We start from the raw sequence: 23,698 nt of genomic DNA, 5'->3' as shown, positions 1-23,698 counted from the left end.
GAACACCGACATTGCTCGGCCGCGTAATAATTAAGGTATAGTCCTCAAGCCATGGTTCCTCAATAAGTTATTAATGTCTTCCCTAGATGGTTCAAAGTCAAATATTCCGAATAATGATGGACCGGCCCCGGCCAGGGCAACGCCGATGGCGCCAGCCTTTAATAACGCCTCCTTAACCGCATCATAATGTGGATAAAGCTTAGCCCTCACAGGCTCAACCACCGCATCGCCCATTAACGCCTTACCCAACACGTTCCTATCACCAGTAATCAGTGAGTAGACGAGCATTGATGCATAGGCGGAGTTGTTCTTAAGGCTTGTCATGTCCACGGCACTGGGCAATAACTTACGCATCTCCTTGGTACTAGGTTTATTACCAGCTATGACTATTGATAACCAGTAATTACTAGGTACGTCAACCCGAACAAAATCCCCAGTCACTGGTTAATAATGACCAAGCCACCCAATAGGGATGCGGCCACATTATCCATGTGCGGAGTACCTGCTGCCGCGATTTCACCAAGCGCCGCAACCCTAATTAACGACTTATAATCAAGGCCAGCATTAAGTAACTTATTAAGGGCATAGGCAAGGGCCGCCGCATCAGCACCACTACTACCTAAACCACTCGCCGGTTTAATACCCTTCTTAACCACAATGTGAACACCAAAGTCAATGCCAGCAATCCTCCTAAACTCCTCAATTACTGGGTAAAGCGTGGTAGCTCTATAATCGTTAGGTAAATAATGAGAATAATCACCCATAAAGTCCACACGGTCATCCCCTCGACTTAGCTCAACATAAACATCATCATAGGGCTCCTGGATGGCTAACGATAATACATCGAATCCAGGACCTAAATTAGCTATAGAAGCTGGGCTCCTAATGCATATTGGCATCGGTAATAAGTATTGAGCCTATTTATAACTGTAATCACTTTGGTGTAAAATATTAATCTCGTGAAAAATAGAATGATTTTAAAATAACGAATTTTTATCTTAGTTAAACCTTTGGCATTGCCCACGGAAATACAAATGCATATAATGATACAACGAATATTAGATAGAACACATACATTATTGCCCAGGCAGATTCTTTCTAACCACTATGCCCTCCCTCCTAACGTATGGTGTCGTTGATACGCCAACACTGACGGTTTGAGGTGCAACGGGCTTTCCTAATTCGGCGCCCACTGAATTACTAGCGGGTAGTAATGGTACGGGCAGGCCCAATAATTTACCTACCGTAGCCTGCAATGCGCCAAATAACGTATTACTGGCCGTATTACTGCCGGATAAGGCAGCGCCTATAAAACCTAGGAAAGGTGATATTACTATAAATGCAAGTCCAACTAATGAACTTGCATACGCCAATGAGTATGCCATGCCTGAGTAATTAAATACGTATGCTAATCCTACGACAAAGAACCCTGTTAAAATCGCACCCCACATCTGATGCCAAGTTCTCCTCAAAGACTCTATAAATACCTTAGGACTTGCACCAAGTACGGCCCATATTATTAACCATGAGACAAAAATTGATGTACCAGCAACGAATGGGTTCACCTCAAAGACTACGGCAATTACCTTATGAAGCACTGTTGAATAGGCCTTCACGACCAAAGTAGTTATTACAAAACGCGGTAATGGAGACCAAGGACCAGTCCACAACGTAACTACAATAATTAATATTATGAATGGTAGCCATGCCATGACGACATCTTTAGTTGTGAATTTTCTTTGTTGCCCTGAACTATTTGCTGCCTGAGTTCCAAACGTAACTATTCTCCTTGGTCTCCAGACCTTGAGGAAGACCATTAATATAAAGAATGATACTAATGAACCTGCAATATCCGGTAAATATGGACCTAAATAATTGGATACTGGAAATTGCCCTGCAACGTAGCCTAGTCCACCAATTAAGGCTACCGGCCATGCATCCTTTAGGCCCCTGGTTCCATCCACAATTATTAATAGCATGAATGGTACAAAGACCGCTAAAAGCGCTACAACTCTGCCTACCGCGGCCGACATGGTCATTAACGGAATGCCCGTAACGAGAGCTAATGCGATAACTGGAGTACCAAGAGCGCCAAAGGATACAGGAGCATTATTTGCCAATGCGGATGTCTGTATTGCCTTAATCCAGTCATAACCAAGCGCAACAAGTAATGGCGAAACAATTGCCCAGGGATACCCAAATCCCACGAGACCTTCCATTAAGGCTCCAAAGGACCAAGCTAATAATATTGCTTGAACCCTCGCATCATTTGTTGCGTTAGCCACAACCCATTCTCGAAATACGTCAAATTTTCCGGTTAAAACCAGTGTGTTATATATCGTAACGCCCCAAATGGTGATCCACGTTATATACCAAAAACCCACCAGCGCGCCAATAATCCAAGCCTCGATAGTCTCTACTGGTGGACTATGCCAAATAGGTATTGCCACAAGTATAGTTACTATTGAGCCAATTAATGTGGCGAGCCAAGCTGACATCCTTAGACCGGCCAGTAGTATTAACAATACTATTATGGGTATTAAAGCAGCCAATGCCGTTAATACAATATTACCCGTCGGGTTTAAGGGCTGGGTAAACATCAATATATTAATAAATGTTTATAATTTTAAATATTACTACTATGGAGATGCATTTTATATTTGTATAGAGTAAAAAAATATTACGTATATTTTAATTTAAATTATTTAAATTATCCTTATAAAATTACGCCCTAAAATAAACTCTATTCATAATAGTTTCATATCCTTTATTTCCACCAGATATATATGAAATATCAAGTAATTCTGTTGGGTATAGCAACTTAATATTTAGGTTGTTCTCTCTAATTATGTTGGCCCAATGGGCTTTGCAGGTTACGCTTTCCAGTATTAATGCCTCGGGTTTATGACGCATTAAGTCCTCAATCTTCTGCCTAGTTATTTCCCTGGCAATGTCTGGATACCTATCTGGGTACATCATGCCAGCCCCGCAGCAAATATCGGCGGTGTCTAAACCCCTTATTTCAAGGCCTGGTATCTTACTAATTACACGTAGTACTGCATCGTGAGCCTTCGCAACATTCATCAGGTGACAACTGTGCTGTATTGATACCCTCATCTTAACAGGGCCGAGTTCACCAACGAGCCCCACCTTATCAAGGAGTTGTAAGGTATTCATAACCCTTTGTCTAATGTTCAGTTTTGCATTAAGTAATCTCTCGTACTCAAGCCATTGGGCCTGGCAACCACCTGAGTCTGGGATTACTACGTAATCTATGCCATACGCCTTATCGTACTTATTCAATACCTCGATATTGTGCCTCGCAAGCTCAACTGCCTTATTAAACATGCCCATGTGCATGTATGGCGCACCACAGCACTTGAACTCCCTAGGAACAATTACCTCAAACCCATTCCACGTCAATACCCTGATTGTGGCATAAACCAAGTGCGTATGGGATTGCCAAGCAATGCATGAATTCGTCACGAATAGGAGGACCCTACCTCTGACAGGCTTATCCCTCGGTACCCTGAATACCCTACCAAGTACGTCGTCAAGTCTTTCCCTATCCCTCGATATCGCGAACCCCCTCATGTGCCTTGGTATTCCAGGTAATGAACTTGACACGGACAGCGCCAGTTTTATTACTGCTGGGCTTTCAAGAAGCCGAAGCCCAGTCCTTATGTGCCATGGGTATCCATAATCTATTAATTTATCGCCCAAGTAGGCATATGCGGCCTCAAGGACCTTACTATATTGAACACCCGATGCAGGCAGTCTCACACCTCCTGCATATTACACATGCATCAAGGTGCTTAAGTAAAGTCTCTGTGGGCTGTAACCTACCCGTAAGCAATGCCTTGACAAGGTATATCCTACCCCTCGGGCTATCTGCCTCGTTCCACGTAGCCCTGTAGGTGGGGCATGTGGGTAGCAGAAGCCACAGTGCACGCACTTATAGGCCTCATTGAGCCCCTCCTCAATAAACCTCTTATATAAGTCATCACCACTCATTATAAGCCACCCACAAACCTTCCAGGGCTCATTATACCCAATGGATCAAAGACTGATTTTAACTTGGACATAATGTCCAGGTTCTGGTTAAGGCCCCAAACGTCGATTTCGCGTTTAAACTCAAGAGGTGCCTTAAGAATGATTAGGTAACCACCTAAATCACCCACCCTATTTCTGGCTTTATTCAATTCATTAATGTCAATTCCATTAATGCCTAGGTAAGCCTCACCGATCATGGGCATCTTAACAAGGTAATTACTCTGTAATTCCTTCAGAGCATCATTCAACCTTGCCTGTGGAGTTACTACCTTAATAACAATATTGTAATTATTGAATAGTTCATCCATTGACGTTAATTCATACCATAATTCCTCAGCCTCATTGCCATAGAATACGTCAAACCCTGAAACCTCACTCAATCTGCTTAGTCGGTACTCCACCTCCTCCTTAACACCCTCAAACCTGAGGTACATGGTGCCATTAACCACGATTGCGCCGTAGGGCTTTAACCTCCTTGTCATGAGTAGGTCAAGCTCCTTATTTAGCCTCGCAACGGCTATTACGTCGGGTATTGCCGCAATCCTAGACATAACCTCATAGATTATACCCAGAGAACCGCAGGAACCAATGAAGAGCCTCTTCACGTTGTAGCCGGCTACGTCCTTAATCATGCCCGTGCCCCACCTAACCACGGTCCCATCCGGCATGACGGCCTTAACCCTAAGCGTTAAGTCTCTCGTAGTCATGAAGGTATATGCCAACGGACCAAATAGGTTGCATGAAAACACACCACCAATACTTGAGCGGCTTGACAGGGGCGGGTCAATGGGCAACCTCCTACCTACCCTCCTCAACGTCTCTTGAACCTCATTAAATGGCGCACTAACGCCATAAACCCCAACCATCTCCTCTGGGTCAGGCTCTATGGCTCTGTGCACGCGGCTTAAGTCAAGGGCCACATCATAGGACTTTGGTATATTACCCATGAAGGTCTTAGAACCATTAACCATGGGTATTACACTCAGTCTCTCCTTACTTATACTCCTCATCATTGCACTAAGTTCATTAACATCACTCGGATACAGCACCACCTTAGGCACTAAGCCATCAATCACGTACTTACCCGTCGGCTCCCTAATTGAGTCATTACTAACCTCCCTCTCAATACCCTTAAGCATTGTTTCAAGGGCCATGCAATCACCTTGGGAATATCTTCCCAGGATTCATGATACCCATTGGGTCAAAGACCGACTTTATGTTCTTCATCACATTCAATTCATAATCAGTATAGAGCAAACCAATCAGGTGCTTCTTGTAATACCCAACGCCATGCTCGCCGGTTATTGTACCGCCAATCTCAACGCACATCCTAAGTATTTCATCCTCAGCCTGCAGGGCCCTCTCCCTCTCGCCTGGTTTCCTCTCATCATATAGTATGAGTGGGTGTAGGTTGCCATCGCCGGCATGGAATACATTGGCTATTCTGAAGCCGTACTTATTACCAATCTCCCTAATCCTGCGCAGGGCCTCCGGTAATTTCTTCCTTGGTATAGTACCATCACCAGTTATGTAATTTGGACCAACAAAACCCATGGCACCAAAGGCCTGCTTCCTGGCGTTCCACCACCTATTAGCCTCAGCCCTATCCCTGGCAAGCCTAACCATGTATGCACCTGAGGACTTCAATATCTCGATTATCCTATTAGCCTCGGCACTTGTTCCTACTTCAGAACCCTCAACATCAATTAGGAGTATGGCCTCCGCATCGGTAGGTAACCCACCACCCCATGGACCTGCCTCAATGGCGTTAACGGCGATTTTATCCATGAACTCGAGGGCCACGGGCCTAATCCCAGCACTTATTATCCTAGACACGGCCGTACCCGCATCCTCCACTGAATTAAACGCTGCCAATATTGTCTTAACAGACTCATAATTACTGACAATCCTCAGAACAGCCTCTGTGACTATGGCCATGGTGCCCTCAGAACCACTTATAATGCCGATGACGTCATAGCCGGGGCCTTCAACAACCTTACCGCCAAAGAACCTAACCTCACCATTGGGGAGAACGACCTTTAACCCACGCACGTTATTAACCGTAACACCATACTTGAAGCACTTAACACCACCCGCATTATGACTAATATTACCACCTATCGTAGATACCCTCTGACTACCTGGATCAGCCGGGAAGTAGTAACCAAGGTCTATTGGGTATTGATAATTAAGCTTAGCCAAGGCATCACTAACCCATAGGTTAATGACACCAGCCTCAACCGTGGCTGTCTCATTCTCAATATCAAGCTCAAGAACCCTATTCATCTTAGTCAGGGAAATCACAATACCGCCCTCAATGGGTAGTGCACCACCACTAAGGCTTGTGCCGGAGCCACGACTAACAATAGGTATCCTATTCTCCCAGGCAACCCTAACAACCTTAGAAACCTCCTCAGTGGACCTGGGAAAGACTACCACGTCAGGCCTAGCCGTATAGACGAAGGAACCGTCAGCCTCATAAACCGTCAACTCAACATCATCAGTAATAACATTATCACTACCAACGATCCTCTCCAACTCAGTAATAATACCTTTAGTTATCCCCATATATACATATATATGTAAATATTTAATAAGCATTTCTTAAATGATATTTTAATTATAATCAATTAATGCAAAATAAATACATTATATATTGTCATTAATAAGAAATAAAATAATGTAAATGCCTTGATATTTTTAATAAATTTTCATAATATTACGGGCTACGCCTTCCTTGGAGGTTTTGGTATTTTCCAAAGCAATGGTATGGCTAGTAATGCCGCTATTACACCGAAGAGGCCGGACACAATCATCGTGTTTATCCAGCCTAATGATCCGATCATTATTGCCGTGAGCACTCCTCCGTAAATTGCGCCACTGCCCTTGGCAATCGCGTAGAGTAGTCCGTAGTTATTACCTGACGCCACTTCGCCGTAGAAGTAACCAACGGCCGCTGGGTTAACGGTGTATATTGATGCCCAGGTCAATATTGCCAAGCCACGGAAACCACAAACCCAATCTCATTATGTATAACACCAAATAGGATACTCAACAATGTGAATGCACCGGATAGGGCGTAGAATAGGATAAGCGTCTTAATAACACCGATAGCGTCAGATACCACGCCAGTTATGAACTTACCCAGGCCAGCCATTATTGATGATCCGAGGGCAGCGGCCACAGCTATGACTAAGGCAAAGTGGAAGTATAGGCCGTATTGAACAGCCTTGGAGACTATGGTCAATCCCTCAGACGCCACCAGGAGGAATGTTATGACTAATACCCAGAATTGCCATGTCCTCACGGTTTCTGAAAACGTGAATTGATAATCAGTCGCACGTATTAGCTTCGACCTTGAAGCCTGTGTGTTATATGTTGGTGGCTTCCAACCCCTTGGTGGATCCCTCCTCATTAGGAAGGCTGAGATTATTATTATCACGAAGGAGGCCACGGCGAGACCAAGCATTATTGACCTAAACACGGCAATTGGGTGAATCCTGGGTAAAATACCTATTAGTAGTATTATTGGTATTGAACCCCAGCTAAAGCCTGCCGATATTGTGCCGGCCACGGTAGCCCTATGGTCAGGGAACCACTTATTAGCAACGGTAACGCTATTATTATATACAATGCCAGCCCCAATACCACCAATGATTGCGTAAACCCACAGTAGTAGGGCCGGCGAGCCGAATATTGCTGCGAAATAACCAATACCAACGAGGAATGCAGCTATAAGTTGGAGAAGCCAGGGACCATACCTATCCCTAACAAAGCCCGCTGGCCAACCAAATACGGACTCTAGGAAGACATTAACAGTGAATACCGTGCCCAGGAAAACGGCACTAATATGGAAGAATTGGGTAACATCATGAGAGAAGGCGCTAAAGGCGTATTCGTAGGGGCTAATCATGAACATAGCCAGGAAAGCCCCAACAAAGGCAAACCACCTACTAAAGCCAAGTATTTGTTTATCCGTTAATTGAGGATGCCCTGCCATACTAATGATTAATCATTTTAGATAATTATAAATATAACTAGAAATATATTCAATAATAAACATAATAAAGCAAATATTAATAACCAATAATAATGATATATCATGAAAAAATATATTCGAAAAAATAAAAAAAATATTTAATAAAAATTTAAAAGAATATAATTATTTTTAGTAATAGTATTAATTTATTGACAGAATAAATATATAAGTCAAATGTACTTTGATTTTAAATGCAATTATTTTCTGACGTTATCCAGTGCCCGCCTTGGTGACTTCTGGGTATGGTAATTCCCTGGTCAGTGGTATTAGCCCTGGTATTAACCACTTTTCCCACATCTCATCAACCTTCCTCTGTATGTACTCAATATCCTCATCCGTTAGGTGCTTAAACCTTGTCTGTCTCCTTAGGTACTCCCTAACTGGCTTTCTCTTGATCTCACCACTTGCTATTCTAGCGCTAGTGCTCGTTAGTCTAAACTTACCATCCTCTATCTCAAATAGCGGCCATATGCCGGTTTCGACTGCTAGCCTGCCTATTTCATGGCTGTACTTAGGATCATAGCCCCATCCCTTGGGGCATGGGTCTAGGGTGTGTATGAACGTTGGTCCGCCAATCTCCAGGGCTTTCCTTACCTTGTTGTACAGGTCTATTGGGTCTGCCGCTATCGCCGTGGCAACGTACCTAACCTCTGGGTGTCCGACAGCCATCATGGCGGCCATGTTCTTCTTCCACCTATACTTCATTATCCTGACCTGCTTACCGCTTGGGCTGAAGGTTGTCAGTGCTCCGTATGGTGTCATGGTTGTCTCCTGTATATCCGTGTTAGCGCTTGATTCGTTGTCATACATGAGTATTAGGAAGTTGTACTTCGTATGGGTTAATGCGTTGGATACCTCAGAAAGCCCTGCATCCGCGCAGCCCAGGTCACCGCATATGCCAATTACATTTATCTTTTCATTGGGTAGCTTACCCTTCTCCATAAGTGCCTTTAATGCGGCCGCCGTACCGACGACGGCCGAGCCTGTCCCGGATAATTGGGTGTGTATCCAGGGTAGTGCCCATGATGTTGTGTAGTACGTTGTGTTCGCCACGTACATGCACCCAGTGGCTCCAATAACAATTGTGTTAGGGCCAGCTGCCTTAGCAACCCACCTAAGGACCATTGCCGACTCACAGCCCTGGCAAGTCCTATGGCCCGCATCGAAGTACTCGGTCTGGGCCATTTGTAGTAGGTCCTTGACCGTCCTCGCAAGTCTAATCGAAATCGTCACACCCAATCACCCCCTACCTTCCTTATAAATTTTTCTTCTTTTCCCATTTTACTCTCTAACTCCATACCAAATCACCCTCTGCTCAACCTTACCTTTTCTAGCGGCTTCCAAAGCCATATTGAACATATTAATTGCATCATTGTAAGTTATCTCCCTACCACCAAGCCCACCTATGAAGTTCATCATTAATGGCCTATGATCGGCTTCGTACAGCGCACTCCTAATCTCTGTGAAGACCGCACCACCATCAAACGGTGAGCCGAATGAGTAGTCCCTATCAACGACAGCCACAACCTTAACACCGCTCAGGTATCGTATGATGTCATCGGTTGGGAATGGCCTAAACCACCTAATCCTTAGGAAACCAACCTTCTCACCCTTAGCCCTCAACCTCCTAACCGCCTCCTTGATTGGCTTGGAGACCGTGCCCATGCCGACCATTACCACGTCTGCGTCCTCAACCATGTATGGTTCGACGAATGGGTTGCCGTAGTCCCTACCGAAGATCTTCGCGAAGTCCCTATAGGCCTCCTCAATCACCTTCCTCGCATTCTTCATTGCCTCATCCATCTGCTTCCTAAGCTCTGTAACCCAGTCCTCATTGACTTGTGGTGCCACGCTAATCACATTGCTTGGGTGCAACCTCCTATTGCCCAGGTCATACGGTGGTAGGAACTTCTGAACCTTTGACTTAGGCGGTATCTTAAACACGTGCTCACTATGCGTCAGGAATGCGCCGTCCATTGAGATGCCCACGGGAAGCATAACCCTTGGATCCTCAGCAACCCTGTACGCAATTAACGTCGTGTCAAGGGCCTCCTGAGCCGTATCAACCCAAACCAGTAGCCAGCCCACGTCCCTAACCATCAATGCGTCGTTGTGCTCAACACCGTACGCGCCAGGGTCATCAAGCCCTATTACCTATCAACGCAACCACTGGGTACCTATCGGTGCTTATGGCTACGATAGCCTCAATAGCCAGCAACCAGCCAACACCGCTTGATCCAACGAATGTCCTGGCACCCACGGCTGACGCGTGCTTGACGATCTCAAACTGGTCATGCTCATGAGCAGCCACTATGTACTCGGCCTTCATGTAACCATCAGCTATTAACCTAGCCACAGTCTGCATAACACCGCCATAGGGCCTTATTGGGTATGCCGATGTTACGTCAATGTCGGCCAGCATTAACGCGTAGGCAACGGCATCGGTGCCCGTGCCAACGACCTCCACCTCCTCATCCCCCTTAAGCACAGCCTCGAGGCGCTTGGATTCGAGTGCGGAGACGGACATGCCCATCACCTCTTCCTCACACTTATTATTTGTGCCTTTGGTAATAACGACTCAAACCACTTCCTATAGGCCTCCCTATCCTCCTTCCAAGCCCTGTACTCGTCAATGAATTTACCATAGCCGTCCTCAAACTCCATCTCATCAACCATTATTATTGTGTCAGGTACTGGGCATACCTCGGCGCATACTCCACAGCCCTTGCAGTAAGCCAGTACTGGGTTGAAGTAGCCGTCTGGCGTTACATCAAATACCGAGTCTGGGCAATACTCCCAACACAGGCTACACTTTATGCACTTATCAAAGTTAATCACGGGCCTGTAATGCTTCGCAGTGCCACCCGTGAAGTATGGGTTCCTCTGGTTTGGTTTAAGGCCGGGTATTGCGCCGCCGATCATCATGTCCTTCCAACCAGGTAGGTGTGGTGGTTCATATTTATATGGCAATCCCTCGCCAGGCTTAACCTCCCTTAACTTAACGAGTGATTGGTAAGCCTCTAAAGCCTTGTTAACTCTCTCACTAGGCTTATCAAGGCTTTCCAGGTACCTCTTAACATCGTCAATACTGAGTATGTTTGGTGCCACCTTAGCGATTGCGCCAAGGACCCTCTCCACGGTACCATCATCTGGGAACGTCCAGAAATCACCAATACTTCTCTCACCATAAACAACGACTAATGTGTATGGGGAGTCCCTGGTAGGTATGAATTTGAGCAATTCATCAGGGCTCCTCTTAGAAACCACTATTAGTAATCCACCGGCCTTTAACTTAAGGTGCACCGGTTGAATTCCCTGCCAAGCCCAGGACTCAACACCCTTGAGTATGGTGTCATCAAGCACTATTGAGACATCCACATAGTCAGGCTCAACCCTGGCGGCCTCTGCATCAAGGATTTCCTCATTAGCGCCCTTAGCAACAACCACGAAATACTTGGCAGGTACACCATCCCTCTCCGGATCATCACCATACCTCTGGTAAGACAGTGCAACATTGCCTGCCATCCTTGCGGCATACACGATGCCCCTAGATAGGTTCCTAGCCAAATGCCTTTGGTGTATCCCCCTATAAATGATCTCTATCGTGTATATACTTGGAGCCTGAACAGACATTTTAATCAGGTATTATCAGTATTGTAATTTTAAAGTAATGCCTTCCTAGGTATATTAAAAATAACACACTCGATACGTACTTTACGTGGACTCCGGTTTATAAACAATGATATATAGTATATATAGGTTTATGAAATCAACTGGCTTATTCTCTCCCTAACCCGCGCCAATGCCTCCATATTCTCCCTGAAGTCATCTAATAGGTTATTTACGAAGTTCTCATCAATCTCATTGGGCCTGGCCAGCGCCTCCTTAACCATCTCCTCAAGTGTGGCGCACCTCCTGAATACGTAGTACATGGCGTCAATATCGGCATCGCTTAGACTTATTATCCCATTCTCCATGGCCTTAGAGATCACGCTCCAGCCCCAGTCACCGATTGTTTCCTCCTCAGGAACCTCTATGTTTGCTTCCTTCAATTTTTCAAGCAATTTCTCCACAGTGAGCGTTACGGCATTTCTCAACCCAGTAATTATTGCATTTAACCTATCAATCACAACCAATACCTTAAAACAATGAATATAAGTATTTTGCACCACAATAATAAAGACGTTAACGTTTAAATAAGCACCCTCTTCACATAACCAGCTCGGCATGTAAATATCACCTGACTTAAGGAGCATGTTTATCGCCTTATCCACCGCCTGCCTATCGAGACCCGCAGCCTCAGCCTCCCTGTAAAGGTCCTCAATCCTAACAGGCTTACCACCACTCGACTCCTCGAGCTGGGCTAGCAGGTTCATTATTAACGCCATCCTCTCCTGGGCCGACTTAGGCTTCCCAGTCATTATAATGTCAATGTCTATCTTACCGGACTCAACATCAATACCAACACTACTCAGGTACTTCATGAAGAGCCTAATCGCCCTATCAGCATCCTCAGCCTCAACCACGGGACTAAGCCTCATCTTGGCCTCGGCCTCTGCAAGCCTAATCAGGGCCTCCAACTGCCTAGCCGTTATGGCTATGGGCGAGTCCGGCTCCCTAGACTTAGCCTCATCTGCACGTAGAACTGCACAATCCTCTCCCTAGCCTCCGGCGTTAGTACTGGCTTAACGTGCTTACGGGCATAGGCAATGTACTTTCTAAGTAGGTCAGGCGGTATTATATCGGCGAATCCCTCGGGAACCTCACCGGCATGTAGCGTGGTTATATGCTCAGCAATCGCCTTATCCCTATCGAGGTTCGGTTCATCCCTAATAATGAATATTAAGTCAAACCTGGAAAGTAAAGTAACCGGTAAATCCACGTTCTCAGCCACGGTCCTATTAGGCAAATACCTACCAAAGGCCGGATTAGCCGCCGCCAACACGCTGCACCTCGCGTTCAGTGTGGCTACAATACCCGCCTTGGCAATCGAGACGGTCTGTTGCTCAAGGGCCTCGTGAATTGCTACCCTATCCTTAGCGTCCATCTTATCAATCTCGTCGATAACGGCTACGCCCGTATCGGCCAGAACAAGTGCGCCGGCCTCTAGGTAGAACTCGCCCGTGTCCTTCTCACGCACTACGGCTGCCGTCAAACCCGCGGCTGAGCTACCCTTACCGGTCGTGTACACGGCCCTTGGGGCTATCTTAGTAACAAACCTAAGCAATTGTGTCTTAGCCATGCCAGGATCGCCAACAAGCAGAATGTGTATATCACCCCTAACCCTAATGCCGTCTGGGTATACCTTGGGTACTCCACCAAAGAGTAGGCAGCAATTGCCTCCTTAATGTCCTCCATGCCGTATATCGAGGGCGCTATTGACTTGATAATCCTCTCCCTAACGTCAGGCATTTTCGAAAGCTCTAGGATCTTCCTCTCATCCTCAGGCGTGATCTCAATCTCCACCAACTCCCTCTGTTGGCTCTCCACGTAATTGACCTCCATGAAGCTAGATACGACAGGGGGCTTACCCTTCCTCAGGTCGGCCAAATCCAGGTTCATAATACCCACCAGGTAAACCCTATCGCCAGGTTTCACGGTGTCGACCAAGTCATCGAGTAGTATCGCCTCGATGCTCCTGGGTAATTGACCGGGTGGTAGTTCCTCGGGCTTCTCCTGGACGATTATCTTCTGCCAATCAATGAACTCACTCCTCTCCTCAACAAACACCATACTGTTTAACGCACCACACTTGGGGCAACGCTTCGGTGGTTGGACAAAGCCAGTAGTTGGTTGTGGGATCTCAATCTCATAACCACACTGCGAGCACCTAAACACGGACTTCCTAAGGTAATGCTTTGGCGGTGTCTGCCTAGTTATTATGCCCTCAACCATTATTAATTTACCAAGGACCTCGCTCCTAAGCCTCCTAATGGGTAGGGACTCGGGCAGTCTCCTAAACCTCATGTAGAAGTTCCTAACGGACTTGGCAAGCTCCGGGTCCCTCTCGGTTATTGCCTGCCTAACAGCCTCGGAACCAGCCTGAATAACTAACTGAGGTCTCTCCAGAAGCATATCAGCGAGGTCTTTATTATTGATTAACAGGTCGTGGAAGTCAACGACTAGGGACCTCTTCCTCTGTATAATCATGTTATTAATCTCATCAACATACCTATCACTGGACTCAATAAAGCCCCTAAGCCCCTGAATTAATGAGTCAAGGCTAACCTCGGCGGTTTCTGGCGCAGTCATTGCAGACCCACCACCGCATTGAGGAACTCCCTGATTATCGGCGCGATGGATTTGACAAGCTCCTCCTCCTCAATAGTGAGCTTGTCCAGGAAATCCCTGGAGTCCGCGATCCCGGGATTAACGGCTAAAAGCGTGAGTATCTTCCTAAGCCTCAACTGGGCGAGCTCCCTCAACTGCTGCGCATAAATCCTAACACTCCTCTGATCACCACCAACCATGCTAAGCCTAGCCCTAACGTAGAAGTCCCTAGGCAACTCCCTCAATTCGCTTGGAGCCCTATTCTCAAGCCAAACCCTCTTAAGAATCTCCTCACTACCGATCCTATCCTCATCAAGCAACGAAGCAACCCCTCGCTTAATCAACACCTCAAGCACATTGGGCGGCGCATTAATTACTGAACCAGCTTGGCAGGGGCAATACTAATTATGCCCAGGTCAACCCCATCCACATCCCGCGTCAACACAGCCCTAACACTCGGCATTAAGTACGAAAAACCCATCAAAAGTAACTACCACAAACCAATTAAAAAAGGCACTACAGGAAAAGGATAAGTAATATTGATGAGATCCTAAGATGCAGGATCACGGCAATCCACATCCATAACCTCCTCAATAGCCCTCTCAATCTCCTCAACAGTGATAGACCTACCAAGCCTAATTACAATCCTACCCCTCTCAACAGAATCCTTAACCATGTCCTCACTAGCGATTTATCAAGCCACTAAATTAAGCATTCGCCTAAAACCTACAACCTAACCCAATTGCTGGGACTTGGTGACATCCATGTAATCAACCTCAACCACATCCCTAGGATCAACGCCAAGGGACTTACTCAGGTGGTCAAGCACATCGAGCATAATCAGCGCTGGCGCCATAATCGGAGAAGGCGGAGAATTGAAGACCAGAGTGGGCGATGATCCTAACCTCAGTCTCGGAACCACGCTCAATAACCAGGGTCATACATGCAAGGTAATGACCAATCCTAAAGAAGAACTTCTGCCCAAAAGCAATAGCGACCCTAGGATTAGTACCCAAAACCGTGAAATAAACATTAGACGCGGGATCATAATCCCTAATCACGTTAACAACGGGATCAAAACCCACAGGGAATACCGCCCTAATTCCATGAGCCAAAACCCTACTACTCATCAAATCAACATGAACAAAGCGCACTCTTAAAGATATTCATTATACCGTTATTCCTAGGATCATCAAGAGCCCTCATAATGGAGTCATGAAGCTTGACTCATCACCGGCAAATCCATAACTACGAAGAAAACCCTCTAAAGATGGAATTACGAGGACAAACCGGAAAAGAACTTCACCATCCCTATACCTCAGGGTGCAATCATGGGACATGAAAGACCCCGCATTAATTCCCTGCCCGCACTCCACACTCGGTTTATACTGGGGAAACTTATCCCTGTTGCTGATGAAGTTTTCAACGTCACACTTTAATCTATCGAAAGTATTAACTACATCATTGGAATCGGAATCGCGTAAAACCAATACCTTTACCTTGGTGAACGACCTAATAGAACGTAATTTACTAACGAGGACCCTAACATTACGATCAAGCCTGTCCCTACAACCCTCAATAATAACTGGTATATAGGGAAGTTCTTTATTATCTATGACATGCCTAACTAGCCTGTCTTTATCCTTGGGCTCTACATTCATAACCTTGCGATTAGGTTCTATTCTCGAGATAACTTCCCTGATGAATTCATAATCATGCATGCCTTCGCATAGGACGATTAAGACGCAGTTAGGGTCCCCTGAGGTCCGACTCAAGCTCGCGCCTCTCGCCATATGCCTCCTCACCACTCAATTGCTCGTAATCAATGCTACCATCAGGCATCAAGTAAAGCCTAACTAACCTAACCCTATCAAGGACATTCTTATCCCTAGCCGCATTAAGCAGATAATCAAGGAACTCAAGCGATTGAGTGGCCATAACGAATTGAATACGGTCAAGGAACCTAGGCTCAACCATGTACCTAGCGAGAACCTCCATGAAACCAGGGTGCAGATGAGCCTCAGGCTCATCAATCACGGCAACATCAACGCCCATGACAATGAGGCTGAGCATCCTAACCAGGGCCTTAAAGCCATCACCCATCAAGCCATAGGGCACAGAAACCCTATTGTCGCCAAAACTTAGAATTACATGCCCACCCCTATAATCATAGAAATAACGAACCTCCTTCCTCAATAGGTCAACAAGCTCAGTCTGTTTATCGGGTGGTAAATCCTTTATTGAGAATGAGCTCATTGACGAATGCTGAACACGTACTGGCTTTACATCTACCCTCTTGCCAATATGAATGCGAGTTTCAGAAAACAACTTCCTTAATTGATTATGTAATATTGCCCAAGCCTCAATGCTTCTCAACCCCAACTTCTTCAACTTACTAGTTGCATCTTCACTAACTTCCACCCCACTTAAAGGTAGTAATGCAACACTGAATAATTCATCATCAACATACGCACTTACAATCATAATCCTCAACAACAAATCATTTACATAATCATTAAGTACAGCCACCACATTATCAATAAACTCCTTAAATGCCCCAGAGAGATCCTCAATATCCTTACGCTCGCTCTGCATCCTACGAAAAGCATTCATAAGTATCTCCTGGGATTTCGGCGTTAATTCGGTGAGCGATTTCGTTAGTTCTCGCATTATGTCACTGCGTAGATTGCCTAGTTCCTCAAAACCCTTGGTTATCTCCACTTTAATGCGATAAGCCGAACCTTGGCTAATCAAGTCGCCGGACACAACGGCGACCTTTCTATTACTCCTCAAATTAATTAAATAATTACTCTTAGATTCAAGTTCTGAAAGCACATCAACAACATAGGACTCTGATGTGGTAATCTTAAAATCACTCACTGAGGAGAGGAGCAGGGCAGTGGCCTCAAGCGCCGTACTCTTACCCGTGTTATTCCTACCAACGAAGACCGTAATATCACTAAGCTCAATATCGAGCTTATCGAATGGTCCGTAATCCTCAAGCAATAACCGCCTCAATACAACAACCACGAAATAAATGCAACAACAGGGCTAAAATACCTTTTGAAAAATCAATTCACGGCATACTCACTCCCTTAACGGTTGATCTAGACCACCACGTGCTGAGGAGCGCCATGGCTAATGCGTAAATAGGGAATAAAGCAGCTATCATTACTGGGACGTACATAGCGATGTAAAGAACAATTAAATCGCCGGGCGTCGGCGCGGAAGCCATTAAGTGCGGAGGGAAGCGCATGACGGCGTATAAAAAGGCGAGCTCACCAACCGGTACAATAAGACACATGGCGAGGTAAACCAGGGACTGAAGGAAAGCCTCCTAAACCCAAAGCCGAATTCCACAATGTCATCCCTAAGGAACTTAATCACTAGCGCAAAACCAATAATTGAAATAGCCACCAAATAAAGCATTGACAATTGAAATTCCCTAGCTAAGGTGACTGGAATAACGAAGACCCAGGCAAACGGATTAAGAAAAACAGCAACACCAAGCCCATACAATAAGCGGGTGTAATTTTGAGGCATACCTATCACCATTGAGTTTTAAGCCTAGGAGACATTTAAGTTTTGACAGGACCACGTATTAGTAAATAATGAATAAACATTTAGATCACTATATACGCATCCTTCGTACGTACCACTAACTACTAGAGCCCATTTACCGGTTAATGACACAGTGGCTATAAAGTCGCCAGGTACGTAATAAAGGATCCAACCAGATATAAAGTACCAGCTATAGGAGGTACTGAGATGCCGTAGAACGAAGTACCTGTATACGTATAACTAAATGAGGGAGTACCGCTAAAGCCAGGCAAGTTCCAATACGTAACTTGAGGCTGAGGATTAAGGCATTTAGAAGTCCTTGTCCGTTTATATCAAGTAACGATGAAATAATCGTAAATTCCAAATGGGTCAATCATAATGCAGTTTATCTGAAAAGACGTTGTCTGTCCAGGTGAGATGGATGTTGAACCCCATGTGAATGCGCAGTACTCGACAATAGTGGTTGGCTTGATTATTACTGCACCGTTCGTGGGCACTAATGCAATTGGAGGACTTAGTAGGTTTAATATAAAGAGCATGATTAAGTAGATAGAAAATAAACCGACAATTACACCACCGTATTTCCACAGTTTATGCTTTAAGCTCGCACCCTCAGTTCTGGCGAGAGACACCATACGGTAGTCCCATTATAGCGGGCTTTTTGCCTCGGATGTTCAGACAAAATACTCGAGCCATACTCCGAGGAAGGTTAATAAACGGACACCAATAACTAATAACTGGATGAGCCCTTCCCGTCCCCACTGAACCAATGATGTAAACTGGGCCGGCAGTGATCAACCCTAGCAAATCCTCAATACATCAATGCTCACCTAACATTACCTCATCACGCTCCGCCTAGATGCTCCAATTACCACGCTTTGCTTGGCAAAGGGTAATTAATTACGTTTTATAATTCCGTAATAGACCGCATGAGTGGCACAGCCATAGGCCTCATGCTTATCATCACTGGTATTGCGATAGCACCCTACCCTTACTCATTCAACTATGAGACTTATGAATAGCCTGAATCGGATAATGAGCAGGTCAATAGAACCAATGGAGCAACTAGCGATACCAAGTAATCACTGGGCTTCACGATGCTCAAGGCGTTGATGAGCAACTCCCTATCCTCGCCGTTACATATGATTACTGTACCCCAAACCACCTTACGAACCCTGATACCGAGACCAACAAGCTCATCCCTAAGCCTCCTAGCCTCCCCTGAGTCGCCAAGTGAAATTAATACGCAGGACTCGGTATACTCGTAGCCCCTCCCATTACGGGCCCTGGCCACGTGCACATGCCACCTCTTGATAACGTACCTCCTGAGCACGTTAATCACCTCATCAACGCTTGGTAACCTCCTGGGCTCGCCATAAAACTTCTCATAAACACCAAGCATCCTGAGAATGCGCTTGGTATCCTCAATGGACACGTATATTTCGAAGACCCCACCACGGTTATTAACACTCACGTTAAAACCAGCCGACCTCAGGTCGTTGACCATGGCCCTCGCCAAACCCTCATCACTCGTCGACTTGGCCAGGTACCATCCACGGCCCATATTATGCTTCCTCAGTATTAGGTCATGACCAAGAACATTAATCACGGGGTACTTGGCGTAGGTCAGGCAGGGGGTTGAGTACCTAACAGCCTCCACCAACTTAACAACCCTATCGGTAAGCCCATACGTGGGCCAACTACCAGCCAAACCAACGATATCACTAATCACCATAGCCTTCACAGGACAAACCACGTAATGCTCACTACCCCTACCCGAAGAACCACCAAAGAAATTACCAGAACAACCATAGAGCCCACACAAAAACTCATCCATAAACCTCCTAACAGGCTCATCAGCCACAAACGAAAACCCAATGTCAAAGGAGCCACGACCAACATGGCCCAAAATACCATCACCAACAAACCAACCAAACAAAGAAGCCCTACCAATAAAACCATTAACCGCATAATAAACAAACCTAATCTGCTTCTTCGTTTTAATACTGTTCCAGTTATTTATGGCGTCTCTGAGCCAGGGGATTAGGTGATTGGGTATCTTGGAATTATTGAGGAGATCTTGGGCTTTGATGTTATTAACCCTGAATATGTCTAGGTCATGTTTATTCGTAATAACTACGTGGTACGAGACGGATAGTCCCCTCTTTCCCTCTGCCGCTGTTATGTAGAAGCGCGCTGTCATTTTCTTCTCACGTAGGTAATTCCCCACTGCAGATATGAATGATGATATTAAATGGGGGTCTGGTGTTGATATTGATGATATATCGCCACTTAAGTACACGTCACTTATTGCGAGCCCTGCTAAGACCTGCCTTAGGGTATCGCGGTCAATATTCACCTCATCTAACTCAATATTTAATTTGAACGACTCGCTTAACTCGTGCATCCTAGTGCCTAATCCTGAATTTCGTACACTCTTAACGCTATTGTGCTTTATTTCGTCCCAATTATTTATTATCTCATTACTTAAATTCGTTAGTAGGTTGTTAAGTTCTGATAACCTAATCTCTGAGCTATGCAGGTCCTTCGTTAGGTCTTGAATTGTGGCCATGGTTGACGCACTTAATCACGGGTATTTAAGCATTACCCCAATTGGTGTAATGTAAAATTGAACGTTAAATAAAGGATAGCATTATAAAGCCCTTGCACCAGATTAGGTGCAATGGTCTACATAAACACGGGCATAAGGATTCGCTGCCCCAAATGTGGTAATTATGGGACATTAATAATAAAGACTAAAGGTAAGTACAGGCAGGCCTACGTAATACACTGGCCAGATAAGCAACACTACATATCGAAGTTCCTCCTCCTTGAAATGGGAATAGACATTGACAAAATTCCTCTCGCAACTAATGAAGCGGAAAATCGTCGTTAAATCAATAATCCTCATTTAATTAATGAGGAAACACTTAAATAGGACTGCTTAGCAAATACTAACGGGTGATTTTCAATTCCTAGTCACGGCAGCCTTACAAAGGCAGGCAAGGTGAGGAGTCAGACGCCTAGGATTCCGCCTAAGCCTAGGAGGAATCTTTTTCCTAGGAGGAGGAATAGTCGTAATTATAGGCGTTTGCTTTATAGGCTTGGTCAGGGTCAGCAGGTTTCGTAGTTTTGTTTAAAATGTTGTTGTTGTTTTATTTGTTAAGCAATAAATAGTCCTTTTAAATTGGTTGTTGTTTTATTGGCTTTGATGGGTGTATGTGGTGAGGAGTGCCTTAGGGTGTTGGGTGTTGTTAGAGATGTGATTACTAATAATTATTATAAGGATTTTATTCACTTTGCCGTGCTTTACGGTTCCCTGGTTTATGGTGTGTTTGGTCCTCTTAGTGATGTGGATGTTGCGGTTATGTTTAGGGACGGTGTTAACGTTATTGATGCGCTGCCCATGCTTGTTAGCGACCTTGCACTGGCGCTGGGCTTTCCTGAGGATAGGGTTGACGTTGCCGTGCTTAATGACCCATTGCTACCCTTTGAGGTTAGGTTTAGGCTTTGACGCAGGGCGTGCCTGTTTACGTTGGTGACCGTGGGGTATTCATTAGGGAGGTTGTTAGGGCAGCCAGCCTTTACGGTGATTATCAAGTGTTTTTACGGGCCAATGGATTTAATGGGTTGATTAGGAGGAGGTTGGTGAGTTGCGTGGGTCGTTTAAGTGATTTATTGGCTATTATTAAGAGGAATGTTGATGAGGTCGATGCCCTGGTCTCCAGGTATGGCGTTAATGAGTTAATTAATGATTATGTGCTACTGAACGCCACATTACACATGCTTCAGATCGCAATAAAGGCGTTAATCGACATGGGCTCGCACATAATGGTTGAGAAGGGCCTTAAGGCACCATCAACGTACTCCGAGGTACCCATTTACTTAGGCCAAGTCAGTATTATAAGTGATGATGACTCAAGGGTCTTTAGGAGGATGATAGGCTTTAGGAACGTCCTCGTGCATAATTATTCACAGGTCTCTATTGATGTTCTTCGTGAAATCCTGGCTAAGGCGCTTTACAGGGATTTGTTGAGGATTGCCCTTAGCTGTATGATTATGCCGTGAGTAATAACATTGATGTATAGTTCACTGCCTTGGCGTTAGCATTATGATTATTGTGTTGGTCTCATTAATGTTTGTTGAGTAGTAGTACTGCACGGTTATTGTTCCTATCTCCTGCGTCATACCAGTCCTTATGCCTATTGATTCAACGCTTATCTTTAATTCGATTCCCGAAACGTAAACAATTAGGTAGTGGCTAGCCTTTGTCGTGTTTGTTATGAATTCCTGGCTGATTAGGAAGACCCTGTTATTGCCTATGAACTCCTTAATGATTGGTATGCCCGTTATTAGGGTTTGCGTATTTCCATACAGTGTGCCTAGGCCCATTTCGTTATAAGTGAGGAATCTCTGCAGTAGCCTCTCAATACTGCACGCCCTATCCTCCTGGGCTACTATCCTCGTTGGTATTATGATCATGGCATTACCGCTGTGGGCTATCATGCATGTGTAATTGACGATACCAGGTGGTGGGTTATTCCCGTTATTTCTATGCATGTTGTTTCGTTAACTATGCCGATGAAGGTTATTGGTGGTTTTAACCCTGGGAAATTATCGCAACAGGGTGTCGGCCAAGCCTCGAAATACCACTCGTGATAGATCAATTTGTTGTTGTAATAAACGTAAGTATTATAGACCTCATTGAGAAATACCGCGGGGCACATGCAATATATCGGCTTCGTTAGGTATTGGTACGCATAGTATGTAGTTACTGAAGATATGAGAACCAGCACTATAATCAGCAATGTGTATGAAAGCCTCATATTACTAATCTACTCATAACCCGCCCCTTTTATCCCTAACTAAATTTTGGGTTGTTGGTGGTGTTCCGTAGATCACATACCACCTAAGTTGTATTGAGTAGGCAATATTGATATTATCAACGCGCTGATTAATAATTAAGTAATTCCTTGTTCGCAGATGTGCGTTACATCATTAATTTCTGAGTTTATTCTTCGTTAGGTATGGTTTTATTACTACAATTGCTATAAGTGCTATCCATGTTATTGTTATCATGATTATTGGGTATTGCGAGTCAAAGATTACGTAATACCACCAATCATTGATTAATGCATTAGGCGTTGTTAAGTACCTAATGCAGTGACCACCGCTACATAACGAATATATGACGCTATGATTACTCACATAGTCTATGTACAATGATGGATGATACCGTATATACCTCCCGACCAATCAAACCTAATTAATCTCATCACCTCTTCACTATTATTGATATTCACGATCATGTACAGCACAGGTAAACAATAATAATTTAGATTGTAGGAGCTGAAGGCGAAGGGACCCACCGTTATTAAGAACATGTTTCTCGTTAATTGAAGTATACCTGCCGAATATTGGTAAACATCTATGTAGCAATACGAATTAAGCGCACTTAGGTCTCTCCATATGCTTTTACGTAGTATTAACGACCCATCCTGATTAATGGTGTCTAGCCATATCGTATTATTCAAAAGCACCAGGGCTAAGGCCTTATTTCCATAAATGCCTACTGATATTAAATCACCATTTATTGGTACCGTCCAGATACTGTGATTAATTATGTTTAGACCACATATTTGCGATCCGCATTTGTAAACGATCGTGTTATTGAGAAGTCCAAAGACATGGACTACGCTTTTATTGATTGCTATGAGCGTGCTCATTATTAGTTCACCGCTTGTTTTATTGAGTAGGTATATGCGTAATGATGAA

At 44.8% G+C, this 23,698-nt stretch carries 27 protein-coding genes and 2 pseudogenes; 4 read left to right on the top strand and 25 right to left on the bottom strand.

The features are described 5' to 3' along the window. Nucleotides 1-30: 30 nt before the first annotated feature. The 21 genes and pseudogenes from JCM16161_RS18115 to JCM16161_RS10435 all read right to left on the bottom strand — a co-directional run bounded on the left by JCM16161_RS18115 (nt 31) and on the right by JCM16161_RS10435 (nt 20,495). Entirely contained in the window at nt 31-441 is a 411-nt protein-coding gene (locus JCM16161_RS18115) for a hypothetical protein (protein WP_243671386.1), read from the bottom strand. Beyond that, nucleotides 438-899, bottom strand: a complete 462-nt coding sequence (locus JCM16161_RS18110; protein ID WP_243671385.1) for a hypothetical protein — start codon at nt 897-899, stop codon at nt 438-440. The genes JCM16161_RS18115 and JCM16161_RS18110 overlap by 4 nt, the downstream gene beginning before the upstream one ends. 177 nt (nt 900-1,076) lie before the next feature. Further along, on the bottom strand, nt 1,077-2,600 hold the full coding sequence (locus tag JCM16161_RS10510) for an L-lactate permease (RefSeq protein ID WP_243671384.1): 1,524 nt from the start codon (nt 2,598-2,600) through the stop codon (nt 1,077-1,079). Between the two features lie 124 nt (nt 2,601-2,724). Further along, complete coding sequence (locus JCM16161_RS10505; protein ID WP_243671383.1) at nt 2,725-3,783, bottom strand: (Fe-S)-binding protein; 1,059 nt, start codon at nt 3,781-3,783, stop codon at nt 2,725-2,727. Then, nucleotides 3,752-3,955 carry a 4Fe-4S dicluster domain-containing protein gene (locus JCM16161_RS18105; RefSeq protein WP_243671382.1) on the bottom strand — a complete coding sequence of 68 codons (204 nt, stop codon included), beginning with the start codon at nt 3,953-3,955 and terminating at the stop codon, nt 3,752-3,754. The genes JCM16161_RS10505 and JCM16161_RS18105 overlap by 32 nt, the downstream gene beginning before the upstream one ends. A gap of 58 nt (nt 3,956-4,013) precedes the next feature. Beyond that, nucleotides 4,014-5,207 (bottom strand): FAD-binding oxidoreductase, encoded by a 1,194-nt coding sequence (locus JCM16161_RS10500; protein ID WP_054855820.1) that lies wholly within the window; start codon nt 5,205-5,207, stop codon nt 4,014-4,016. Nucleotides 5,208-5,211: 4 nt separating this feature from the next. Continuing rightward, nucleotides 5,212-6,621: an FAD-binding protein gene (locus JCM16161_RS10495; RefSeq protein ID WP_054855819.1), complete on the bottom strand. Its 1,410-nt coding sequence runs from the start codon at nt 6,619-6,621 to the stop codon at nt 5,212-5,214. A gap of 158 nt (nt 6,622-6,779) precedes the next feature. Next, nucleotides 6,780-7,052, bottom strand: coding sequence for a hypothetical protein (locus tag JCM16161_RS18100; protein WP_243671381.1), 273 nt, complete (start codon nt 7,050-7,052; stop codon nt 6,780-6,782). Next, entirely contained in the window at nt 7,040-8,053 is a 1,014-nt protein-coding gene (locus tag JCM16161_RS10490; protein ID WP_243671380.1) for an MFS transporter, read from the bottom strand. The genes JCM16161_RS18100 and JCM16161_RS10490 overlap by 13 nt, the downstream gene beginning before the upstream one ends. A gap of 249 nt (nt 8,054-8,302) precedes the next feature. Next, entirely contained in the window at nt 8,303-9,325 is a 1,023-nt protein-coding gene (locus JCM16161_RS10485; RefSeq protein ID WP_243671379.1) for a thiamine pyrophosphate-dependent enzyme, read from the bottom strand. 48 nt (nt 9,326-9,373) lie between these two features. Next, nucleotides 9,374-9,757: a hypothetical protein gene (locus tag JCM16161_RS18095; RefSeq protein ID WP_243671397.1), complete on the bottom strand. Its 384-nt coding sequence runs from the start codon at nt 9,755-9,757 to the stop codon at nt 9,374-9,376. Nucleotides 9,758-9,910: 153 nt separating this feature from the next. Continuing rightward, nucleotides 9,911-10,514: pseudogene (locus tag JCM16161_RS18090) on the bottom strand (pyruvate ferredoxin oxidoreductase); the annotation flags it as partial. 110 nt (nt 10,515-10,624) lie between these two features. Continuing rightward, complete coding sequence (locus JCM16161_RS10475) at nt 10,625-11,725, bottom strand: 4Fe-4S binding protein (protein WP_054855818.1); 1,101 nt, start codon at nt 11,723-11,725, stop codon at nt 10,625-10,627. 128 nt (nt 11,726-11,853) lie between these two features. Beyond that, complete coding sequence (locus JCM16161_RS10470) at nt 11,854-12,228, bottom strand: hypothetical protein (RefSeq protein WP_243671378.1); 375 nt, start codon at nt 12,226-12,228, stop codon at nt 11,854-11,856. Between the two features lie 56 nt (nt 12,229-12,284). Then, nucleotides 12,285-14,344, bottom strand: a pseudogene (locus JCM16161_RS10465) (minichromosome maintenance protein MCM). After that, a complete protein-coding gene (locus tag JCM16161_RS10460; RefSeq protein ID WP_243671377.1) occupies nt 14,341-14,718 on the bottom strand; it encodes a DNA replication complex GINS family protein in 378 nt (125 codons plus the stop codon). The pseudogene JCM16161_RS10465 and the gene JCM16161_RS10460 overlap by 4 nt, the downstream one beginning before the upstream one ends. Nucleotides 14,719-15,183: 465 nt before the next feature. Continuing rightward, on the bottom strand, nt 15,184-15,492 hold the full coding sequence (locus JCM16161_RS10455; RefSeq protein WP_243671376.1) for a hypothetical protein: 309 nt from the start codon (nt 15,490-15,492) through the stop codon (nt 15,184-15,186). Between the two features lie 72 nt (nt 15,493-15,564). Beyond that, nucleotides 15,565-16,023 (bottom strand): hypothetical protein, encoded by a 459-nt coding sequence (locus JCM16161_RS10450; RefSeq protein WP_243671375.1) that lies wholly within the window; start codon nt 16,021-16,023, stop codon nt 15,565-15,567. An 88-nt stretch (nt 16,024-16,111) separates the two neighbouring features. Beyond that, the gene (locus JCM16161_RS10445; protein ID WP_054855815.1) at nt 16,112-17,392 is read right to left on the bottom strand and encodes an ATP-binding protein; all 1,281 of its coding nucleotides are present in this window, start codon (nt 17,390-17,392) and stop codon (nt 16,112-16,114) included. Nucleotides 17,393-17,438: 46 nt separating this feature from the next. Beyond that, nucleotides 17,439-17,597 carry a hypothetical protein gene (locus JCM16161_RS18085; protein ID WP_243671374.1) on the bottom strand — a complete coding sequence of 53 codons (159 nt, stop codon included), beginning with the start codon at nt 17,595-17,597 and terminating at the stop codon, nt 17,439-17,441. Nucleotides 17,598-18,935: 1,338 nt separating this feature from the next. Continuing rightward, a complete protein-coding gene (locus JCM16161_RS10435; RefSeq protein WP_054855813.1) occupies nt 18,936-20,495 on the bottom strand; it encodes a hypothetical protein in 1,560 nt (519 codons plus the stop codon). Between the two features lie 111 nt (nt 20,496-20,606). Here JCM16161_RS10435 and JCM16161_RS10430 point away from each other — a divergent pair, with 111 nt between their 5' ends. The 4 genes from JCM16161_RS10430 to JCM16161_RS10420 all read left to right on the top strand — a co-directional run bounded on the left by JCM16161_RS10430 (nt 20,607) and on the right by JCM16161_RS10420 (nt 21,991). Further along, nucleotides 20,607-20,819 carry a hypothetical protein gene (locus tag JCM16161_RS10430; RefSeq protein ID WP_054855812.1) on the top strand — a complete coding sequence of 71 codons (213 nt, stop codon included), beginning with the start codon at nt 20,607-20,609 and terminating at the stop codon, nt 20,817-20,819. A gap of 75 nt (nt 20,820-20,894) precedes the next feature. Further along, nucleotides 20,895-21,053: a 30S ribosomal protein S30e gene (locus JCM16161_RS18080; RefSeq protein ID WP_243671396.1), complete on the top strand. Its 159-nt coding sequence runs from the start codon at nt 20,895-20,897 to the stop codon at nt 21,051-21,053. Nucleotides 21,054-21,110: 57 nt separating this feature from the next. Then, nucleotides 21,111-21,437, top strand: coding sequence for a nucleotidyltransferase domain-containing protein (locus tag JCM16161_RS10425; RefSeq protein ID WP_243671373.1), 327 nt, complete (start codon nt 21,111-21,113; stop codon nt 21,435-21,437). Then, entirely contained in the window at nt 21,434-21,991 is a 558-nt protein-coding gene (locus JCM16161_RS10420) for a DUF86 domain-containing protein (protein ID WP_243671372.1), read from the top strand. Before JCM16161_RS10425 ends, JCM16161_RS10420 begins: the two co-directional genes overlap by 4 nt. A 21-nt stretch (nt 21,992-22,012) precedes the next feature. On the opposite strand, the gene JCM16161_RS10415 is transcribed toward JCM16161_RS10420, so the two are convergent. The 4 genes from JCM16161_RS10415 to JCM16161_RS10405 all read right to left on the bottom strand — a co-directional run bounded on the left by JCM16161_RS10415 (nt 22,013) and on the right by JCM16161_RS10405 (nt 23,649). Then, nucleotides 22,013-22,483, bottom strand: coding sequence for a hypothetical protein (locus JCM16161_RS10415; RefSeq protein ID WP_054855810.1), 471 nt, complete (start codon nt 22,481-22,483; stop codon nt 22,013-22,015). Beyond that, on the bottom strand, nt 22,426-22,749 hold the full coding sequence (locus JCM16161_RS18075; protein WP_243671371.1) for a hypothetical protein: 324 nt from the start codon (nt 22,747-22,749) through the stop codon (nt 22,426-22,428). Before JCM16161_RS18075 ends, JCM16161_RS10415 begins: the two co-directional genes overlap by 58 nt. A gap of 172 nt (nt 22,750-22,921) precedes the next feature. Continuing rightward, a complete protein-coding gene (locus JCM16161_RS10410; protein WP_243671370.1) occupies nt 22,922-23,131 on the bottom strand; it encodes a hypothetical protein in 210 nt (69 codons plus the stop codon). Nucleotides 23,132-23,136: 5 nt separating this feature from the next. Then, a complete protein-coding gene (locus JCM16161_RS10405) occupies nt 23,137-23,649 on the bottom strand; it encodes a hypothetical protein (protein ID WP_243671369.1) in 513 nt (170 codons plus the stop codon). Nucleotides 23,650-23,698 lie beyond the last annotated feature (49 nt).

The sequence above is a fragment of the Vulcanisaeta sp. JCM 16161 genome, assembly GCF_001316285.1.
The sequence above is the reverse complement of the archived record's forward strand: the minus strand, read 5'-3'. Positions and strand labels throughout refer to the sequence as shown.

Bases quoted from the DNA above. Each gene is read 5' to 3' on its own strand.
- JCM16161_RS18110 (WP_243671385.1), bottom strand. From the start codon at position 899: ATGCCAATATGCATTAGGAGCCCAGCTTCTATAGCTAATTTAGGTCCT.
- JCM16161_RS10510 (WP_243671384.1), bottom strand. From the start codon at position 2,600: ATGTTTACCCAGCCCTTAAACCCGACGGGTAATATTGTATTAACGGCA.
- JCM16161_RS10500 (WP_054855820.1), bottom strand. From the start codon at position 5,207: ATGGCCCTTGAAACAATGCTTAAGGGTATTGAGAGGGAGGTTAGTAAT.
- JCM16161_RS10495 (WP_054855819.1), bottom strand. From the start codon at position 6,621: ATGGGGATAACTAAAGGTATTATTACTGAGTTGGAGAGGATCGTTGGT.
- JCM16161_RS10490 (WP_243671380.1), bottom strand. From the start codon at position 8,053: ATGGCAGGGCATCCTCAATTAACGGATAAACAAATACTTGGCTTTAGT.
- JCM16161_RS18095 (WP_243671397.1), bottom strand. From the start codon at position 9,757: ATGGGCACGGTCTCCAAGCCAATCAAGGAGGCGGTTAGGAGGTTGAGG.
- JCM16161_RS10475 (WP_054855818.1), bottom strand. From the start codon at position 11,725: ATGTCTGTTCAGGCTCCAAGTATATACACGATAGAGATCATTTATAGG.
- JCM16161_RS10455 (WP_243671376.1), bottom strand. From the start codon at position 15,492: ATGAGTAGTAGGGTTTTGGCTCATGGAATTAGGGCGGTATTCCCTGTG.
- JCM16161_RS10450 (WP_243671375.1), bottom strand. From the start codon at position 16,023: ATGAATGTAGAGCCCAAGGATAAAGACAGGCTAGTTAGGCATGTCATA.
- JCM16161_RS18085 (WP_243671374.1), bottom strand. From the start codon at position 17,597: ATGGCTTCCGCGCCGACGCCCGGCGATTTAATTGTTCTTTACATCGCT.
- JCM16161_RS10435 (WP_054855813.1), bottom strand. From the start codon at position 20,495: ATGGCCACAATTCAAGACCTAACGAAGGACCTGCATAGCTCAGAGATT.
- JCM16161_RS10430 (WP_054855812.1), top strand. From the start codon at position 20,607: ATGGTCTACATAAACACGGGCATAAGGATTCGCTGCCCCAAATGTGGT.
- JCM16161_RS10415 (WP_054855810.1), bottom strand. From the start codon at position 22,483: ATGCATAGAAATAACGGGAATAACCCACCACCTGGTATCGTCAATTAC.
- JCM16161_RS18075 (WP_243671371.1), bottom strand. From the start codon at position 22,749: ATGAGGCTTTCATACACATTGCTGATTATAGTGCTGGTTCTCATATCT.
- JCM16161_RS10405 (WP_243671369.1), bottom strand. From the start codon at position 23,649: ATGAGCACGCTCATAGCAATCAATAAAAGCGTAGTCCATGTCTTTGGA.